Annotated in this window: 15 protein-coding genes; all 15 read left to right on the top strand. The window is 41.1% G+C overall.

The genetic code is table 11. From position 1 onward, the window contains the following. Positions 1–261, top strand: a 261-nt coding sequence (locus tag EZJ28_RS16065) for a hypothetical protein (protein WP_165499087.1), incomplete at its 5' end; no start/stop codon positions are given. Positions 262–509: 248 nt separating this feature from the next. Beyond that, on the top strand, positions 510–1235 hold the full coding sequence (locus EZJ28_RS13760; RefSeq protein WP_131398863.1) for a hypothetical protein: 726 nt from the start codon (positions 510–512) through the stop codon (positions 1233–1235). 79 nt (positions 1236–1314) lie between these two features. Beyond that, positions 1315–2103, top strand: a complete 789-nt coding sequence (locus EZJ28_RS13755) for a sensor histidine kinase (protein ID WP_131398861.1) — start codon at positions 1315–1317, stop codon at positions 2101–2103. Beyond that, complete coding sequence (locus EZJ28_RS13750; RefSeq protein WP_131398859.1) at positions 2096–2728, top strand: response regulator transcription factor; 633 nt, start codon at positions 2096–2098, stop codon at positions 2726–2728. Before EZJ28_RS13755 ends, EZJ28_RS13750 begins: the two co-directional genes overlap by 8 nt. 80 nt (positions 2729–2808) lie before the next feature. After that, positions 2809–4332, top strand: a complete 1524-nt coding sequence (locus EZJ28_RS13745; RefSeq protein WP_131398857.1) for a bifunctional GNAT family N-acetyltransferase/carbon-nitrogen hydrolase family protein — start codon at positions 2809–2811, stop codon at positions 4330–4332. Positions 4333–4955: 623 nt separating this feature from the next. Further along, a complete protein-coding gene (gene ilvD / locus EZJ28_RS13740) occupies positions 4956–6629 on the top strand; it encodes a dihydroxy-acid dehydratase (RefSeq protein WP_131398855.1) in 1674 nt (557 codons plus the stop codon). An 11-nt stretch (positions 6630–6640) separates the two neighbouring features. Then, a complete protein-coding gene (gene ilvB / locus EZJ28_RS13735) occupies positions 6641–8377 on the top strand; it encodes a biosynthetic-type acetolactate synthase large subunit (protein ID WP_131398853.1) in 1737 nt (578 codons plus the stop codon). Continuing rightward, entirely contained in the window at positions 8377–8913 is a 537-nt protein-coding gene (gene ilvN / locus EZJ28_RS13730) for an acetolactate synthase small subunit (RefSeq protein ID WP_131398851.1), read from the top strand. The genes ilvB and ilvN overlap by 1 nt, the downstream gene beginning before the upstream one ends. Positions 8914–8915: 2 nt before the next feature. Then, positions 8916–10391: a ketol-acid reductoisomerase gene (gene ilvC / locus EZJ28_RS13725; RefSeq protein ID WP_131398849.1), complete on the top strand. Its 1476-nt coding sequence runs from the start codon at positions 8916–8918 to the stop codon at positions 10389–10391. Then, positions 10392–11666: a threonine ammonia-lyase IlvA gene (gene ilvA, locus EZJ28_RS13720; RefSeq protein WP_131398847.1), complete on the top strand. Its 1275-nt coding sequence runs from the start codon at positions 10392–10394 to the stop codon at positions 11664–11666. Positions 11667–11999: 333 nt separating this feature from the next. Beyond that, on the top strand, positions 12000–12641 hold the full coding sequence (locus EZJ28_RS13715) for a GNAT family N-acetyltransferase (protein WP_131398845.1): 642 nt from the start codon (positions 12000–12002) through the stop codon (positions 12639–12641). 78 nt (positions 12642–12719) lie between these two features. Beyond that, entirely contained in the window at positions 12720–13907 is a 1188-nt protein-coding gene (locus EZJ28_RS13710; protein WP_131398844.1) for an argininosuccinate synthase, read from the top strand. Beyond that, positions 13904–14869, top strand: a complete 966-nt coding sequence (argC, locus tag EZJ28_RS13705) for an N-acetyl-gamma-glutamyl-phosphate reductase (protein WP_131398842.1) — start codon at positions 13904–13906, stop codon at positions 14867–14869. Before EZJ28_RS13710 ends, argC begins: the two co-directional genes overlap by 4 nt. Before the next feature lie 184 nt (positions 14870–15053). Next, positions 15054–15848 carry a pyrroline-5-carboxylate reductase gene (gene proC / locus EZJ28_RS13700; protein ID WP_131398840.1) on the top strand — a complete coding sequence of 265 codons (795 nt, stop codon included), beginning with the start codon at positions 15054–15056 and terminating at the stop codon, positions 15846–15848. A 2-nt stretch (positions 15849–15850) separates the two neighbouring features. Beyond that, positions 15851–16984: an aspartate aminotransferase family protein gene (locus EZJ28_RS13695; RefSeq protein ID WP_131398838.1), complete on the top strand. Its 1134-nt coding sequence runs from the start codon at positions 15851–15853 to the stop codon at positions 16982–16984. Positions 16985–17033: the final 49 nt, after the last annotated feature.

The following is a 17033-nucleotide window of genomic DNA, read 5'->3' as shown; positions in this document are numbered from 1 at the left end:
CTGGAATTAGTAAGAACAGATAGGATACTCAATTTTCAAAGAGAGTTGCCACTTTTTATTTCAATTGGCCTGCTTATTTACCAGCTGGGAATAACGCCTTTATTCATTTTTCAGAAATATATTAAAGTAAGTGAAGATTTTAGCGATGTATATGGTTGGATCCTGGATTTGGGAAATATCTTTATGTACTTGGTCTTTGCTTTAGGATTTATCAAAATGATTCTGGAGATAAAAAGAGCCGGGCAAAAGGCAATAGGCTAAATGCTCTGCGTTTGTATTTTGAAGAAAGAGCAAAATAAAAAAGTGCCACCTCGGTATGAAAGTTATAGAAAAGACCCTACTCAGAACTATAACTAAACCTCGGTCGACACTTTTTTGCCCCAAAACACTTTAGCTTTACTAAAATGACTGTATCAAATGTAGGGAAGAGATAACCTCATTACAAGGGGATAATTCCCCTTTTTCTGCCCGGCTTAATTTTCTGACCGGATTTTTAAATAAATTAGAGAATGATAGAATTTCTTCAGGAATCCAAACTTTACCTTGGTTTTACATTTGAAGTACTCGCAGCTTTTGCAGGATTTCTGTATTTAAAGAAGTCGCCTTATGTCTCTCCGGAAATAAAGTTTTTCATACTTTATCTTTTTTATATAGTACTTGCTGAATTTTACACGTTCATTCCAATCTACGCCTGGGTTCACGATTATGAGGTGTTAAGTTTTTATGAGAATTCTGTTTTTAGAAGAAGTCAATGGCTGGGTAATATTAATGTGATTGTGTATGGCATTTGTTTTTCACAAATATTCATCAGGAATCTGAGGAACATGAAATTGCGCGCTTACCTTATAATTTTTCTTTACGTTTTTGTTGTTGGAAGTATCCTCAGGCATATGACCTCTGGAGATTTCTTTAATTCTACTGATATCTATATACGTGTGGTACAAACTTTTTTTGTGGTGATATGTATTGGATTGAATTACCTGGAGCTTTTAAGATCTGAAAGCGTACTTTATTTTCATAGGGACATTAAGTTTTATATTTCTGTAGGCGTGGTTCTTTGGAGCCTTTGTGTTTTTCCTCTTGATATTTATGATGATTTCTTTACTCTTGAGAATCCCTATTTCATTCAGGTAGATACCATCGTAAAGGGATATGCGAACGTTTTTTTATATTCTGTTTATACTTTAGGGTTCTATATGGATTACAGATATAAACGTAAAGCTTTAAGAGTTTAGGGGAATGATACCGGGAATGGGAATGGTATTAATAATTGCCCGATTTTATGTATACTTGTTAGACTAATCAGCCAATAATATGCTTCGTAAGGAAGAGATCTTACTAATCGTTTATTTCATACTTGTCATTCTTTTTCTGGCAGGGTTCACCGTACTCTTCTTTATTACCTATCAAAGACGAAAGAATAAGATCTTAAAGGAAAAATATGAGGCAGAGCAGAAGTTCAGGGCTGAGCTTTCCAATGCCAGGCTGGAGATCCAGGAGGCTACTCTTAAGAATGTTAGCTGGGAACTGCATGATAATATTGGTCAGCTGCTATCTATTGCAAAAATGCAGATCAATTTGCTTTCCAGGACCGTGGTCGAGGAGAATCGGGACGCTTTTAATGAGGTGCGTAAGCTCGTGGCCGATTCCCTTGCTGAAGTCAGGGCGCTTTCGCGTTCCCTTAATAATGAGGTGGTAGACTATAAAGGACTTGAAGGTTCGGTAGAGAATGAAATGGAACGTTTTAACAGACTTGGAGTATTGGAAGCCAGTCTTAAAGTGAAAGGGAACCCTTATAAAATCAAACAGGAAGATACTATAATTTTGTTTCGGATCTTGCAGGAATTCTTTTCAAATGTCATCAAATATGCCGATGCTTCTCAACTGGAAGTGATTTTTGAATATACTCCGGAATATCTTCAGATAAAGGCCAGTGATGATGGGAAAGGCTTTGATATGGAAGCCCAGGAAGCAGGATCGGGTCTTTTGAATATGAGAAGTAGGGCCGAAATCATAAAAACCGATTTTAACCTTAATTCTTCGAAAGGAAAGGGAACTTCCCTATCTTTACGTTATCCAACCAAGACCAGAACCCATGAGTAAAACGATCATTATCGTTGACGATCATAAACTTTTCGCGCAATCAATTCAGATGCTTGTAAATTCTTTTGAGGGGTTTAAGGTTATTAAATGTTTCAAGAACGGGGAGGAACTCGTGAATTATATCCAGGAGGATAACCCACTGCCGGATATTATTCTGCTTGATATGAGAATGCCGGTGATGAATGGGATTGAGACAATGGGATGGCTTAAAGAGAATAAACCAGACCAAAAGGTACTTGCTCTCACCGTAGACCAGGAAGATGAAACGATTATTAAGATGCTTCGTTTAGGATGTCGTGGTTATCTTCTCAAGGATATTGAACCTGAGGAATTCGAATATGCTTTAAATGCTATTGAAAGAACAGGATATTATTCTAATAAGACTATTTCAGATGCTTTAAGCCACGAGGAAAGAAAAAAGAAGTACGAACAGCTTACAGAAAGGGAACTGGAATTCCTTAATCATGCCTGCAGTGAGCTAACCTATAAACAGGTAGCAGAAGAAATGTGTCTTAGCCCTAAGACCGTAGACAACTACAGGGAGAGTCTTTTTGGAAAACTACACGTAAAGAGCAGGGTAGGCCTGGTAATGTTTGCCATTAAAGAAGGTATCTTCAAGATCTAGTTTTTTTCAGATCATTTTAACAAGCTCAGTTTTCAATAGAATCCCTTTGCATCTTATATTCGTAAATTAAATTTGATGATTTGCTAGACTCTGCAAAAATAGAACTCAGGAACTTACGTGTTAAGGATTATCAGGAACTAAAGGAATCCATGATAGAAAGTTATCATGAGATGCCGCATGAATACTGGACCAAGGGAGAGATCAAAACCCTGATCAATAAATTTCCTGAAGGTCAGTTATGTATCGCTATAGATAATAAGATAGCAGGCTGCGCACTGTCTATTATCGTGAACTACGATAAATTTGACGATAATCATACCTATGATGAGATCCTTGGGGGAGAGAATTTTTCAACCCATACTAAAAATGGGAATGTACTTTATGGAATAGACGTTTTCATACACCCAGAATACAGGGGGATGCGGCTGGGAAGAAGATTATATGAAGCCCGGAAAGAACTTTGTGAACACCTTAATCTAAAAGCGATCGTTTTTGGAGGAAGGATCCCCAATTATTCAAAATATGCCGAGGAGCTTACTCCAAAAAAATATATTGAAAAGGTTAAATTACAGGAGATACATGATCCCGTTCTTTCTTTTCAGCTTTCCAACGATTTTCACGTTAAAAAGGTAATCAAAGGTTATCTGCCGGGAGATGAAAGAAGTAAGGAATATGCTACTTTGATGGAGTGGAATAATATCTATTATACCAAGCCTCAAAAACTGGTGAATACCACCAAGACTGTTGTAAGACTTGGCCTCGTACAATGGCAGATGCGTCTTTTTAAGGATTATGAAGCACTTGTTTCGCAGATAGAGTTCTTTGTAGATGCAGTGAGCAATTATCAGAGTGATTTTATCATGTTCCCTGAACTTTTTAATGCGCCTTTAATGGCTCAGTTCAATGAACTCACCGAACCCGAAGCTATAAAAGGACTTTCCAGTTATACCGAACGTTTGTTAGAAACCTTCAGGGAATTTGCGATAAATTATAACATCAATATCATTACCGGTAGTATGCCTTTGCCGGAAGGTGAGCATATGTATAATGTAGGCTATTTATGTAGAAGGGATGGGAGTTATGAACGTTATGAAAAACTACATATCACCCCGGCAGAAGAGACAGCCTGGGGTATGAAAGGCGGAAATAAGCTGGAAACCTTTGATACAGATTGTGGTAAGATAGGTGTTCTTATCTGTTACGATATTGAATTTCCTGAAGTATCCCGTATTCTGGCTGAAGAAGGGATGAACATACTCTTTGTTCCTTTTATGACCGATACCCAGAACGGTTATTCCCGTGTGAAGATCTGTGCGCAGGCCAGGGCAGTGGAAAATGAGTGTTATGTGGCTATTGCCGGTTCTGTTGGAAACCTGCCTAAAGTGGATAATATGGATATACAGTATGCCCAAAGCGCTGTGCTAACGCCATCAGATTTTGCATTTCCGGTGAACGGGATCAAGGCCGAGGCTACTCCCAACACTGAAAGTACTTTACTTGTTGATGTGGATCTCGATCTTTTAAAGGAACTTCATAATTATGGCAGCGTAAGAAATATGAAAGACCGCCGTAAGGATCTTTATTCCCTGAAGAGGAAGAAATAATAATGAATTCAACAATTCTCATAAATCCGGTCATTCCGAGCGGAGCGAAGGAATCCCAAGGTAGCAACGTCACCCTGAACTTGTTTCAGGGTCTCAACCTTCTGAGTATTCAAAACAATAATTATAGATGCTGAAATACCCCGATAACTATAGTGACAGTATGACAAGCAACTAACCACTTTAATTTTATTATTTCAAATTCTTTTAAAAAGGTCTTTTCCATTTACAATTCTAAATTAGAGAAGAGTCATTCCAACCGTAGCGAAGGAATCTCTCTATTAGCTCCTTAATTTCGGTCTTTCCGAAACTTTCAGTCACTTTTATCATATTTATAGTATTCCTGCTATTTGTTGAGAAAAACCGATTTTAAAAGCATTGGATTAAATCATTGTAAAAAATAGACACTTATTTCATAACAGTTTTGAAAAGTCTGTATCGCCCGGTCCCTTCCTTAAAAAACCTTCAGCTATCGTAACTTATACGGGTTTAAGGAGCTGATAACCAGGTAATTAAAAACCAAGTTTCTTTTTTGAAAGTAATTTGAGTCCTGTCTTGGGAAAATCACTGCCATCATAAGACGGTAACTTTAATCTATTATAAGGAATTCAAAGGAATAAAGATTAATGAATAATAAGTATAGCAGTGCCCTGACTCAAAGTGATTCTCAACCAGCTTCACAGGCTATGTTACATGCGATCGGTCTTACAAATGAAGACTTCAACAAACCATTTGTGGGAATTGCCAGTACCGGATACGAAGGCAATCCCTGTAATATGCATCTCAATGATCTTGCAAAGGAGGTGAAAGAAGGAACTCTGTCTGCAGATCTAGTAGGGCTTATTTTCAATACCATTGGTGTAAGCGATGGAATTTCAATGGGAACACCCGGAATGAGGTTTTCGCTACCTTCCAGGGATATCATTGCAGATTCTATGGAAACCGTAGTGAATGCCATGGCTTATGACGGATTGATCACCGTGGTTGGTTGTGATAAGAATATGCCGGGAGCCCTGATGGCCCAGCTTCGTCTCAACAGGCCTTCAATTTTGGTGTATGGCGGCACTATAGCTTCCGGATGCCATAATGGAAAGAAACTGGATGTGGTCTCAGCCTTTGAGGCCTGGGGAGCTAAAGTCTCAGGTGAAATGCCCGAGGAAGAATATAAACAGGTGATACAAAAGGCCTGTCCTGGGGCCGGGGCTTGTGGCGGAATGTACACTGCCAATACGATGGCATCTGCAATTGAAGCCCTTGGAATGAGCCTGCCCTATAATTCTTCTAATCCGGCCACAGGCCCGGAGAAAAAAAAGGAGAGTAAAAAGGCCGGGGAGGCAATAAAGCTTCTCCTGGAAAGAGATATTAAACCAAGGGATATAGTGACCCGAAAATCACTGGAAAACGCGATCCGTTTACTTACGGTTTTAGGTGGTTCTACCAATGCGGTATTACATTTTCTGGCTATTGCCAAGGCCGCGAAAGTAGATTTTGGATTGGCCGATTTTGAAAAGATATGTGACAGCACGCCCTTTCTGGCCGATCTGAAGCCTAGTGGTAAATACGCCATGGAAGATGTGCATAGAGTAGGAGGAATCCCGGCAGTTTTAAAATACATGCTGAAAAATGATATGCTTCATGGGGACTGTTTAACTGTGACTGGAAAGACTCTGGCGGAAAACCTGGCTGAGGTGTCAGATCTTGAAGAAGGTCAGGATGTTATCCGTGATCTGGATAAGCCGATAAAGAAATCAGGCCACATCAGGATCCTTTTTGGGAACCTGGCAGAAGAGGGGTCTGTTGCTAAGATCACCGGTAAGGAGGGGCTGGAATTCACAGGAAAAGCAAAAGTCTTTGACAGTGAATTCGAAGCGAATGATGGCATTTCGGCCGGAAAAGTAAAGAAAGGCGATGTAGTGGTGATTCGTTACGAAGGCCCCAAAGGAGGACCAGGTATGCCGGAAATGCTGAAGCCTACTTCCGCCATTATGGGAGCAGGATTGGGTAAGGATGTAGCTCTTATAACCGATGGAAGGTTTTCTGGAGGTACTCACGGCTTTGTGGTAGGCCATATTACTCCGGAAGCTCAGGAAGGCGGACTCATCGGGCTACTTGAAGATGGCGATGAGATCGTTATAAATGCTGAAGACAATACACTGGATGTAAAACTTTCAGCTGAGGAAATTGAAAATAGAAGAAAGAACTGGAAAGCACCTGCGCTAAAAGCCGAAGGTGGGGTGCTATATAAATACGCAAGAACGGTTTCATCAGCTTCAAATGGCTGTGTTACTGACGAATTTTAATACGGTGCATTATGGAAGAAGTTAAAACAGCAAGTTTTGGAAAGGTAACCACTAAGGAAACTACCACTGTTTCAGGAGCTGAAGCGGTGATAAAATGTTTACTTGAAGAGGGTGTTGACACTATCTACGGTTATCCAGGCGGAGCGATCATGCCGGTTTATGATGAATTATTTAAATATCAGGATAAAGTTCACCATGTGCTTACAAGGCACGAGCAGGGTGCAACTCATGCAGCCCAGGGTTATGCAAGAGTGAGCGGGAAAGTAGGCGTTGCTGTGGCTACTTCGGGTCCGGGAGCAACAAACCTGGTCACCGGGATTGCAGATGCCCAGATAGATTCAACTCCAATGGTCTGTATTACTGGTCAGGTTGGGTCTCATTTACTTGGAAGTGATGCATTTCAGGAAACCGATATTGTAGGTATCTCCACTCCAATCACTAAATGGAACTACCAGATCACCAAAGCCGAAGAAATTCCTGAAGTGATGGCTAAAGCCTTTTACATTGCCCGTTCAGGAAGACCGGGGCCCGTACTGATAGATATTACCAAAGATGCGCAATTTGCTTCTTTAGAGTTTTCCTATAAAAAATGTTCAGGAATCCGTAGTTATAAACCGGTTCCTGACCTTAAAATGGACGAAGTAGAAAATGCGGCTGAAGTTATCAATAATGCGAAAAAACCTTTGATAGTTTTTGGTCAGGGAGTTATCCTTGGTGGCGCTGAAAGCCTTTTGAAAGAGGTGGTAGAAAAAGCTGGCATTCCAGCTGCCTGGACTATACTAGGGTTATCCGCCCTCCCTACAGATCATCCACTGAATGTGGGAATGGTGGGAATGCATGGGAATTACGCTCCTAATATACTTACCAATGAGTGTGATGTGCTAATCGCAATAGGGATGCGTTTTGACGACCGGGTGACCGGTAATCTGGACCATTATGCCAAGCAGGCTAAAGTGATACATTTTGAAATAGATCCGGCAGAAGTAAACAAGAATGTAAAGGCAGATTATCCTGTATTGGGTGATGTGAAAGAAACGCTACAGGCACTTCTTAATTTATTAAAGCCGAATAATCATACCGAATGGCATAACAGGTTTAAGGAACTTTATAAGAAAGAGTATGAAAAAGTAATCAGTCATAATCTTGATCTTTCTGCGCCCGAAATTCATATGGCCGAAGTCATTAAGGAGATAAATAATTTTTCGAATGGGGATGCGGTGATCGTTTCAGACGTTGGTCAGCACCAGATGAAAGCCTGTCGATATGGCAAGTTCAATAAAACCCGAAGTAATGTGACTTCAGGCGGACTTGGAACCATGGGATTTGCACTTCCGGCAGCTATTGGAGCAAAGATGGGAGCGCCTGAGAGAGATGTGGTGGCCGTGATTGGGGATGGTGGCTATCAGATGACCATCCAGGAATTGGGAACAATTTTCCAGACCAAAGTTCCGGTAAAAATTGTCATTCTGAATAATGGTTTCCTGGGAATGGTGAGACAATGGCAACAGCTCTTCTTTGATAAGCGTTACGCTTCCACTGAAATGGTGAATCCGGATTTTGTGACAATCGCCAAGGGTTATCATATTAAAACGAATCGGGTTACCGAGAGAAGTGAGTTAAAAGATGCAGTGAAGGAAATGATGGAAAGCGATGAAGCCTATTTCCTTGAAGTGAAAGTTGAACAGGAAGAGAATGTGTTCCCTATGATCCCAACGGGAGCAGCAGTTTCTGACATATTATTAGAGTAATGGAAAAGAAAAATTATACAGTTTCGATATATACCGAGAACAATCTCGGATTGTTAAGCAGGATCGCTGCGATCTTTCTTAAAAGGCATATCAATATTGAAAGTATCACAGCTTCACCCAGTGAAGTGACCGAAGTGATGCGGTTTACCATAATTGTGGAAGTGACAGAAGATCAGATCAAGAAGATCATTGGTCAGCTGGAAAAACAGATCGAGGTGATTCGCGCTTTTTACCATACCGATGAGGAAACGATCTACCAGGAAACCGCTCTTTATAAGATCAAATCAGATGAATTTCTGGATGATCATAACATCCAGGATTTTATTAAGGAGACAAATGCCCGTATCGTTACGGTGACCAAGAGCTTTTTTGTTATTGAAAAAACAGGAAAGCGCAGTGAGGTAGACCAGCTATATGAAACTTTAAAACCGTACGGACTCATGCAGTTCGTAAGATCGGGAACCATAGCGGTGACCAAAAATGAAATGCCAATATCAGGAATCTTAGAAAAATTTAATACTACAAATTCAATATAATCATGACCAACTACTTTAACAGCCTTCCATTACGAGAACAACTGGCCCAACTGGGAACCTGCAGGTTTATGGATCTGGACGAGTTCAGTGAAGGAGTGACTGCTTTAAAAGGAAAAAAAATCGTTATCGTGGGCTGTGGTGCCCAGGGACTTAACCAGGGATTGAACATGAGAGACAGTGGTCTCGATATTTCCTATGCCCTTCGCGAGGGAGCTATCAAAGAAAAAAGACAGTCCTGGAAAAATGCAACTGAAAATAATTTTAATGTCGGGACCTATGAGGAACTTATTCCTCAGGCCGATCTTGTGATCAACCTTACTCCCGATAAACAACATACTCCGGTAATTAATGCGATCGTGCCTCATATTAAAGAAGGAGCGGTGCTGTCCTATTCCCACGGTTTTAACATCGTGGAAGAAGGGATGAAGATACGCGAAGATATTACCGTGATCATGGTAGCTCCAAAATGTCCGGGGTCCGAAGTTCGTGAAGAATATAAACGTGGATTTGGAGTTCCAACGCTTATTGCGGTGCACCCTGAGAATGATCCGAAAGGGATCGGTTTTGAATGGGCCAAGGCCTATGCATATGCTACAGGCGGCCATAGGGCCGGAGTGCTGGAGTCTTCATTTGTAGCTGAAGTAAAATCAGATCTTATGGGAGAACAGACCATTTTATGTGGTGTGCTACAAACAGGATCTATCCTTACTTTCGATAAGATGGTGGCCGATGGTGTAGATCCTAATTATGCTGCAAAGCTAATCCAGTATGGATGGGAGACCATCACTGAAGCTTTAAAACATGGTGGTATCACCAATATGATGGACAGGCTTTCAAATCCGGCCAAATTAAGAGCTAACGAAATTGCCGAAGATCTGAAAGAACAGATGCGCCCGCTTTTCCAGAAACATATGGACGATATCATTTCGGGAGCTTTTAGCAGCAGGATGATGAAAGATTGGGCAAATGACGATAAGGAATTATTAACCTGGAGAGCCGATACCGAGAATACTGCTTTTGAGAAAACGGAAGCTACTTCCGAAGAAATAAAGGAGCAGGAATATTTTGACAAAGGTGTGCTTCTTGTGGCTTTTGTAAAAGCAGGGGTAGAGCTTGCATTTGAAACGATGGTAGAGGCCGGGATCATTGAAGATTCCGCATATTACGAGTCACTTCATGAGACTCCGCTAATTGCCAATACCATAGCGCGTAAGAAGTTATATGAGATGAATCGCGTGATCTCAGATACCGCGGAATATGGCTGTTACCTGTTTGATCATGCGGCCAAACCACTTATCAAGGATTATGTGAATGGTCTTGAGCCTGAAGTGGCAGGAAAATCATTCGGAAACGGATATGATGGTGTGGACAATCAGGAACTTATCGCTGTAAATGATGCTCTTAGAAGTCATCCGGTAGAAAAGGTGGGAGCCAGGCTTAGAAAGGCGATGACCGCAATGAAGAAAATATACGAATAGATGAATATGTTGCTGGAAAAAGATAGAAAATATAAACCAACACTTGAAGCTGTAAAAGAGGCGGCCGAAAGGATCTCCAGGGTAGTCCTGAAAACACCTCTTGCTGATTCTTTTACTTATAGTAAACGATACGAAGCGAATATCCTTCTGAAACGGGAAGATCTGCAGCAGGTACGTTCCTATAAGATCCGCGGTGCTTATAATAAGATCTCCAGTCTCCCGCAAGATCAGCTTAAGAGAGGGGTTATCTGCGCGAGCGCGGGTAACCACGCCCAGGGCGTTGCATTTGCCTGTAACAAGCTGAGAGCCAAAGGTGTGATTTATATGCCTATCACCACTCCGCGACAAAAGGTAGAACAAACCCAGATGTTTGGTGGCGAATGGGTGGAAGTGATCCTTAAAGGTGACACTTTTGATGATTCCTTTAAAAGTGCCATGAAGCATAAGGAAAAATTCGGACTGGTTTTTATACATCCTTTTGATGATGAAAAAGTGATCGAAGGCCAGGCCACTATAGGCCTGGAAATACTGGAACAGACTGATGCCCCTGTAGATTATGTATTTGCTCCCCTGGGTGGTGGCGGTTTGCTGGCAGGCATTTCCACTGTTTTCAAGAAACTTTCCCCAAACACAAAAATAATTGGGGTTGAACCTACAGGCGCACCATCCATGACTTCTTCGCTTAAAGAGGGCAAAGTGGTAGAACTCTCCGAAATCGAAAGATTTGTGGATGGCGCCGCGGTTCAAAAAGTAGGTAACCGGAATTTTGAGATCTGTAAAGAGAATCTCGACGATATGATCTGTATCCCTGAAGGTAAGATCTGTCAGACCATCCTTGATCTGTATAATCAGGATGCATTAGTAGTAGAGCCAGCTGGAGCTATGGCGATCTCGGCTTTAGACCTGTATGCTGAGGAGATAAAGGGCAAGAACGTGGTTTGTATAGTAAGCGGTAGTAATAATGACATTACCAGGACCGCCGAGATCAAAGAAAGAGCACTTCTATATGCAGGAATTAAGCACTATTTTATTGTGAGCTTTCCACAAAGAGCCGGTGCCCTGAAAGAATTTGTAGCAAAGGTTCTTGGGCCTAATGATGATATCACTCACTTTGAATATTCCAAAAAACATCACAGGGAGAATGGTCCGGCAGTGGTGGGGATTGAACTCAATGATCCGGCAGACTTTGAACCCCTGGTAGAGCGTATGAAAAAGAAGAACTTTTATGGGGAATATCTGAATGATAAGCCAAACTTATTTCAATTTTTAGTCTAATAAATTAGTGTGAACCAAAATATTATGTACATTTATCACGTGAAAACATTCAGACAAATAATATTACCCGCTTTTCATTTCAGGCCCCGCCGCAGCTAAGCGCTGGCCCTGACTCTTCCTTTTAATTAATATTATTTGATTTTTTCCATTTTGAAACACCTTAAAAGCATAGAATTTAAATTATATATCAGGATTTTTTCTGACATATCTCCTATGCGCCGCTTTTTCCCCCGCCGCACGTAAGTGCGTGCGTATATTAATGGAACTTAGGTGAGTCCGGTTCCCCCTTCGGTAGACTAAATCAAATTATTTTCGAACAAAATTTCTTAGCAGATGAGAATTATCATTGCTAACAAATCTCATGCTTCTTACGCAGAGATCATTTGCAAAAACATAGAAGAATCGGCCAAGGTACGAGGTACCGGTATTGCGCGAAGAACTCCTGAATATATCATTAATAAGATGGAGAAAGGCAATGCGGTGATCGCTCTCGATGGTGAAAAATTTGCAGGCTTTTGCTACATCGAGACATGGAGTCATGAGAAATATGTGGCGAATTCAGGACTTATTGTGCATCCCGACTACAGGCATCAGGGGCTGGCCAAGGATATTAAACAAGTGATCTTTGATCATTCCCGAAAGAAGTATCCTCATGCAAAGATCTTCGGGATCACTACCGGTCTTGCCGTTATGAAAATCAATTACGAACTGGGATACCAGCCCGTAACATTTTCTGAACTTACAGATGACGAGAGTTTCTGGAAAGGCTGCCAGACCTGCAAGAACTATGACGTGCTTACAAGAACCGATCATAAGATGTGTTTATGCACCGGAATGATGTACGATCCTGAGAAGAAGGCAGAATCTAAGAAAAAGAATAACAAGGTGAGTAAATTCAATGATAAAACCTTTCAAAGGTTAAAACATATCAAACAAACTCTTTTCTATAAAAAGGAAAAGGCTGAAAAAGAATAAAAATCGTCAAGCTGAACTTGGTTCAGCTTCTCTCAGATCCTGAACCAAGTTCAGGATGACGGAGGAAAAAATAAAAGAATGAAAAAAGTAGTAATAGCATATAGCGGTGGGTTAGACACTTCTTACTGTGCAAAATATTTATCGAAAGAGGAAAATTTTGAGGTTCATGCGGTAAGTGTGAACACCGGTGGTTTTTCAAAAGAGGAAGTCGAAAAAATAGGTTCCAATGCCAAAAAGATAGGAGCTGCGACTTATAAGAATATTGACGCCGTTTCATCATTTTATAATAAAGTGGTTAAATATCTCATTTTTGGGAATGTACTTAAAAATGATACTTATCCGCTTTCGGTGAGTGCCGAAAGAATAGTGCAGGCCATCGAGATCGTAAATTATGCAAAAGAGATCGGAGCCGAATATATCGCTCACGGAAGTACCGGCGCAGGTAACGACCAGGTGAGATTCGATATGATCTTCCAGACCATAGCCCCAAACATCAAGATCATCACTCCAATCAGGGATAAGCAGTTGAGCAGACAGGAAGAAATAGATTACCTGCAGGCAAATGGTGTGGATATGAACTGGGAGAAAGCCAAATATTCAGTGAACAAAGGCCTTTGGGGAACCAGTGTTGGAGGAGCAGAAACACTGACTTCAGAAAAGCCTTTGCCTGAAGAAGCGTATCCTTCTCAACTGATAGAAAAAGAATCAAAACAGGTCAGCCTTAGCTTTACCAAAGGAGAGCTTACGGCTGTGAATGGAGAAAAGAATTCTCCTGAGAAAAATATTCAGATTCTTGAAGATATCGCCAGAAAGTATGCGATTGGAAGGGATATCCATGTGGGAGATACCATTATTGGAATAAAGGGAAGGGTTGGTTTTGAGGCTGCCGCGGCCCTTATTACGATAAAAGCTCATCATTTATTAGAGAAGCATACACTAAGTAAATGGCAGCTTCAGCATAAGGATTATCTCGCCAACTGGTATGGAACTCATTTACATGAAGGGCTTTACCTGGATCCGGTGATGAGAGATCTTGAAGCTTTTCTTGAAAGTTCACAGGAGCAGGTGAGCGGTGAAGTTTATGTAACGCTTCATCCGTACAGGTTCACGTTAGACGGAATAAAATCTGAGTACGACCTCATGAATTCAGGATTTGGAAAATATGGTGAGGAAAATAAAGCCTGGACGGCCGATGATGCCAAAGGATTCATCAAGATCCTTTCCAATTCAGGAAAAATATATCAACACGTAAAAGAGGAAGCATGATAGAAGCCGGGATAATAGGAGGAGCGGGTTATACTGCGGGGGAACTTATCAGGATCCTGCTAAGGCATCCTGAGGTGAACCTTAATTTTGTGTACAGTACTTCACAGCCAGGGAAACCTGTGGCTCAGGTTCATCAGGACCTATTGGGTGAAACCGATCAGAAATTCAGTGGTGAGATCAATAAGGAAGCAGATGTGGTTTTTCTTTGCCTCGGGCATGGAAACTCCAAAAAGTTCCTTGCAGAAAATCAGTTTTCAGAAAAGACAAAAATTGTTGATCTCAGTACCGATTTCAGAATGGCAGCAGATGGTCATTCTTTTGTTTATGGCCTGCCAGAATTCAATAAGGAAAAGATTAGTACCGCAGATTATATAGCCAATCCAGGTTGTTTTGCGACGGCTATCAGCCTTGCAATTCTTCCATTGGCAAAGAAAAAGTTACTGAAAGATGAATGGCATGTCAATGCGGTGACGGGAGCCACGGGAGCCGGCACTTCATTGTCTGATACGACCCATTTTACCTGGAGGGATAACAACTTTTCGGCCTATAAGTCCTTTGGACACCAACACTTGAATGAGATAGGCCAAAGTTTAAAGATGCTGCAGGAAAATTACAGCGCTGATGTGAATTTTATTCCGAACAGGGGGAATTTCTCAAGGGGAATTCATGCAACGGCATATACCAGTTTTGCTGGTAGCCTGGAAGATGCAAAGAAAATATATGATGAAGCTTATGCCGATGCGGCTTTCACTTTTGTTATAGAGGAAGACCTGCATTTAAAGCAGGTGGTCAATACCAATAAGTGCCTGTTGAAATTGGAGAAATTCGGGGGCAAATTGCTGGTGACGAGCATTATAGATAACCTTTTAAAAGGAGCTTCAGGGCAGGCGGTTCAGAATATGAACCTGATGTTTGGTCTGGATGAAAAGTTAGGACTGGATTTAAAAGCCAGTTATTTTTAAGTCACCTCGAGCGGAGTCGAGAGGTCTGAGATTCCTCAGTCGTTTTACTCCTTCGGAATGACAGGAAGCATAAATTGATTGGACCGTCAAGCTGAACTTGTTTCAGCTTCTCTAAGATCCTGAAATCTATGATTAGACGAAGTCAAACAAGTTCAGGATGACATGTGATTATAAAAGAACGATTATGAAAATAGCAATTCTGGGTGCCGGTAATCTCGGCCTTTCCATAGCGAAAGGGCTTATTTTTAGCAATGCCTACACAAGTCTGTACCTCACAAAGAGAAAGACTAAGAATATTACCGATTATGAGGAATATTCAAAAGTCAAGGTGACTTCAGATAATCTTGAGGCTGTAAGGAATTCTGATATTCTTATCTTTTCGGTGCAACCCACGCAACTGGAGGGAATCCTTGAGGAGATCAAGGATGAACTAACCGATAAGCATGTGCTGATCTCAACGGTAACCGGATTCAAAATTCCAAGAATAGAAAATATCGTGGGTGAAGAACATTTTATTATCCGTTCAATGCCTAATACAGCCATCGCGGTAGGAAAGTCAATGACCTGCCTTTGCAGTAACGAACCAGGGAAGAAACGCATTAGCATTGCCGAAGCTATTTTCAACAGGTTAGGAACAAGTATCATTATTGATGAAAATAAAATGCAGGCCGCCACGGTAATATGTGCCAGCGGAGTGGCATTCTGGATGCGTCTGATACGCGCAACAACTCAGGGGGCTGTACAACTCGGATTTGATGCGAAAGACGCTCAGGAGCTTTCTATGCAAACCTGTCTGGGTGCAGCCAGTTTACTTATCGAATCGGGGAGACATCCGGAAGAGGAGATCGATAAGGTGACCACTCCGCGAGGCTGTACCATTGAAGGCCTTAATGAAATGGAACACAACGGCCTGAGTTCATCCCTGATCAAAGGGATTCAGGCCTCATTTAAAAAAATCAATAATATTTCAGAGAGATAAATATGGATTTATTTGATGTATATCCGCTATATGATATAACCCCGGTAAAGGGAGAAGGAGCTTATGTTTTTGATAAGGATGGCAATAAATATCTTGACCTCTATGGAGGACATGCTGTGATCTCAATTGGCCATTCACATCCGGCATATGTGAATGCTTTGACTCATCAGTTAAGAGAGATTGGGTTTTATTCAAATTCAGTAAAGAATCCATTGCAGAATGAACTTGCTGCTAAACTTGAAAAGGTTTCCGGAATAAATGATTATAGCCTTTTCTTATGTAATTCTGGAGCTGAAGCAAATGAAAATGCCTTAAAACTGGCTTCTTTTCATACCGGAAAAGACAGGGTGATCTATTTTGAAAAAGCCTTTCATGGAAGGACTTCCGGAGTGGTAGCTGTGACAGATAATGAAGCGATAAAATCTCCGTTTAATATTGGACATAAGGCTACTAAAGTTGGATTTGGTGATGCTGAAGCCTTAGAGGAGGAGCTAAAGAAAGACGATGTTGCTGCAGTGATCTTTGAAGTTGTTCAGGGAGTGGGCGGACTTGATGAAGGCACCACAGAATTTTATTTGAAAGCAGCTGAATTGTGCAAGAGCCATAATACGATTCTTATAGCCGATGAGGTTCAGGCTGGTTATGGTAGAACAGGCGATTTCTTCGCATTCCAGAAACACGGGATAAGACCGGATATTATTTCTATTGCAAAAGGGATGGGGAATGGTTTTCCTGTTGGAGGAATACTTATCGATAATGCTATTGAACCAAAATACGGAATGCTGGGAACCACCTTTGGTGGAAATCATCTTGCCTGTGCTGCCGGAATTGCTGTTCTTGAGATCATTGAAAAGGAAAAGCTTATTGAGAACTCAAAAAGCCTTTTCGAGTATGTTAAGGAAAGGGCGGAGGAGATCCCGCAAATAAAGAATTTGAAAGGAAGAGGTTTGATGATAGGTCTTGAATTCGATTTTGAGGTTGCCGATTTGAGAAAGGATCTGCTATTTAGACATCAGATCTTTACCGGAGCAGCAAGCAATAAGAAGTTGTTGAGAATACTCCCGCCATTGAACATTAAAAAAGAACAATTTGATACTTTTTTCAAGGCATTGAAAATTGCCTTGAAGCATTATTAATAAAATTAAACTTGATCTGTCACCTCGAGCGGAGTCGAGAGGTCTGAGA

Source organism: Gramella sp. KN1008, assembly GCF_004332155.1.
Classification (GTDB): Bacteria; Bacteroidota; Bacteroidia; order Flavobacteriales; family Flavobacteriaceae; genus Christiangramia.
The sequence above is the reverse complement of the archived record's forward strand: the minus strand, read 5'-3'. Positions and strand labels throughout refer to the sequence as shown.

Bases quoted from the DNA above. Each gene is read 5' to 3' on its own strand.
- EZJ28_RS13760 (WP_131398863.1), top strand. From the start codon at position 510: ATGATAGAATTTCTTCAGGAATCCAAACTTTACCTTGGTTTTACATTT.
- EZJ28_RS13755 (WP_131398861.1), top strand. From the start codon at position 1,315: ATGCTTCGTAAGGAAGAGATCTTACTAATCGTTTATTTCATACTTGTC.
- EZJ28_RS13750 (WP_131398859.1), top strand. From the start codon at position 2,096: ATGAGTAAAACGATCATTATCGTTGACGATCATAAACTTTTCGCGCAA.
- ilvD (WP_131398855.1), top strand. From the start codon at position 4,956: ATGAATAATAAGTATAGCAGTGCCCTGACTCAAAGTGATTCTCAACCA.
- ilvB (WP_131398853.1), top strand. From the start codon at position 6,641: ATGGAAGAAGTTAAAACAGCAAGTTTTGGAAAGGTAACCACTAAGGAA.
- ilvN (WP_131398851.1), top strand. From the start codon at position 8,377: ATGGAAAAGAAAAATTATACAGTTTCGATATATACCGAGAACAATCTC.
- ilvC (WP_131398849.1), top strand. From the start codon at position 8,916: ATGACCAACTACTTTAACAGCCTTCCATTACGAGAACAACTGGCCCAA.
- ilvA (WP_131398847.1), top strand. From the start codon at position 10,392: ATGAATATGTTGCTGGAAAAAGATAGAAAATATAAACCAACACTTGAA.
- EZJ28_RS13715 (WP_131398845.1), top strand. From the start codon at position 12,000: ATGAGAATTATCATTGCTAACAAATCTCATGCTTCTTACGCAGAGATC.
- EZJ28_RS13710 (WP_131398844.1), top strand. From the start codon at position 12,720: ATGAAAAAAGTAGTAATAGCATATAGCGGTGGGTTAGACACTTCTTAC.
- argC (WP_131398842.1), top strand. From the start codon at position 13,904: ATGATAGAAGCCGGGATAATAGGAGGAGCGGGTTATACTGCGGGGGAA.
- proC (WP_131398840.1), top strand. From the start codon at position 15,054: ATGAAAATAGCAATTCTGGGTGCCGGTAATCTCGGCCTTTCCATAGCG.
- EZJ28_RS13695 (WP_131398838.1), top strand. From the start codon at position 15,851: ATGGATTTATTTGATGTATATCCGCTATATGATATAACCCCGGTAAAG.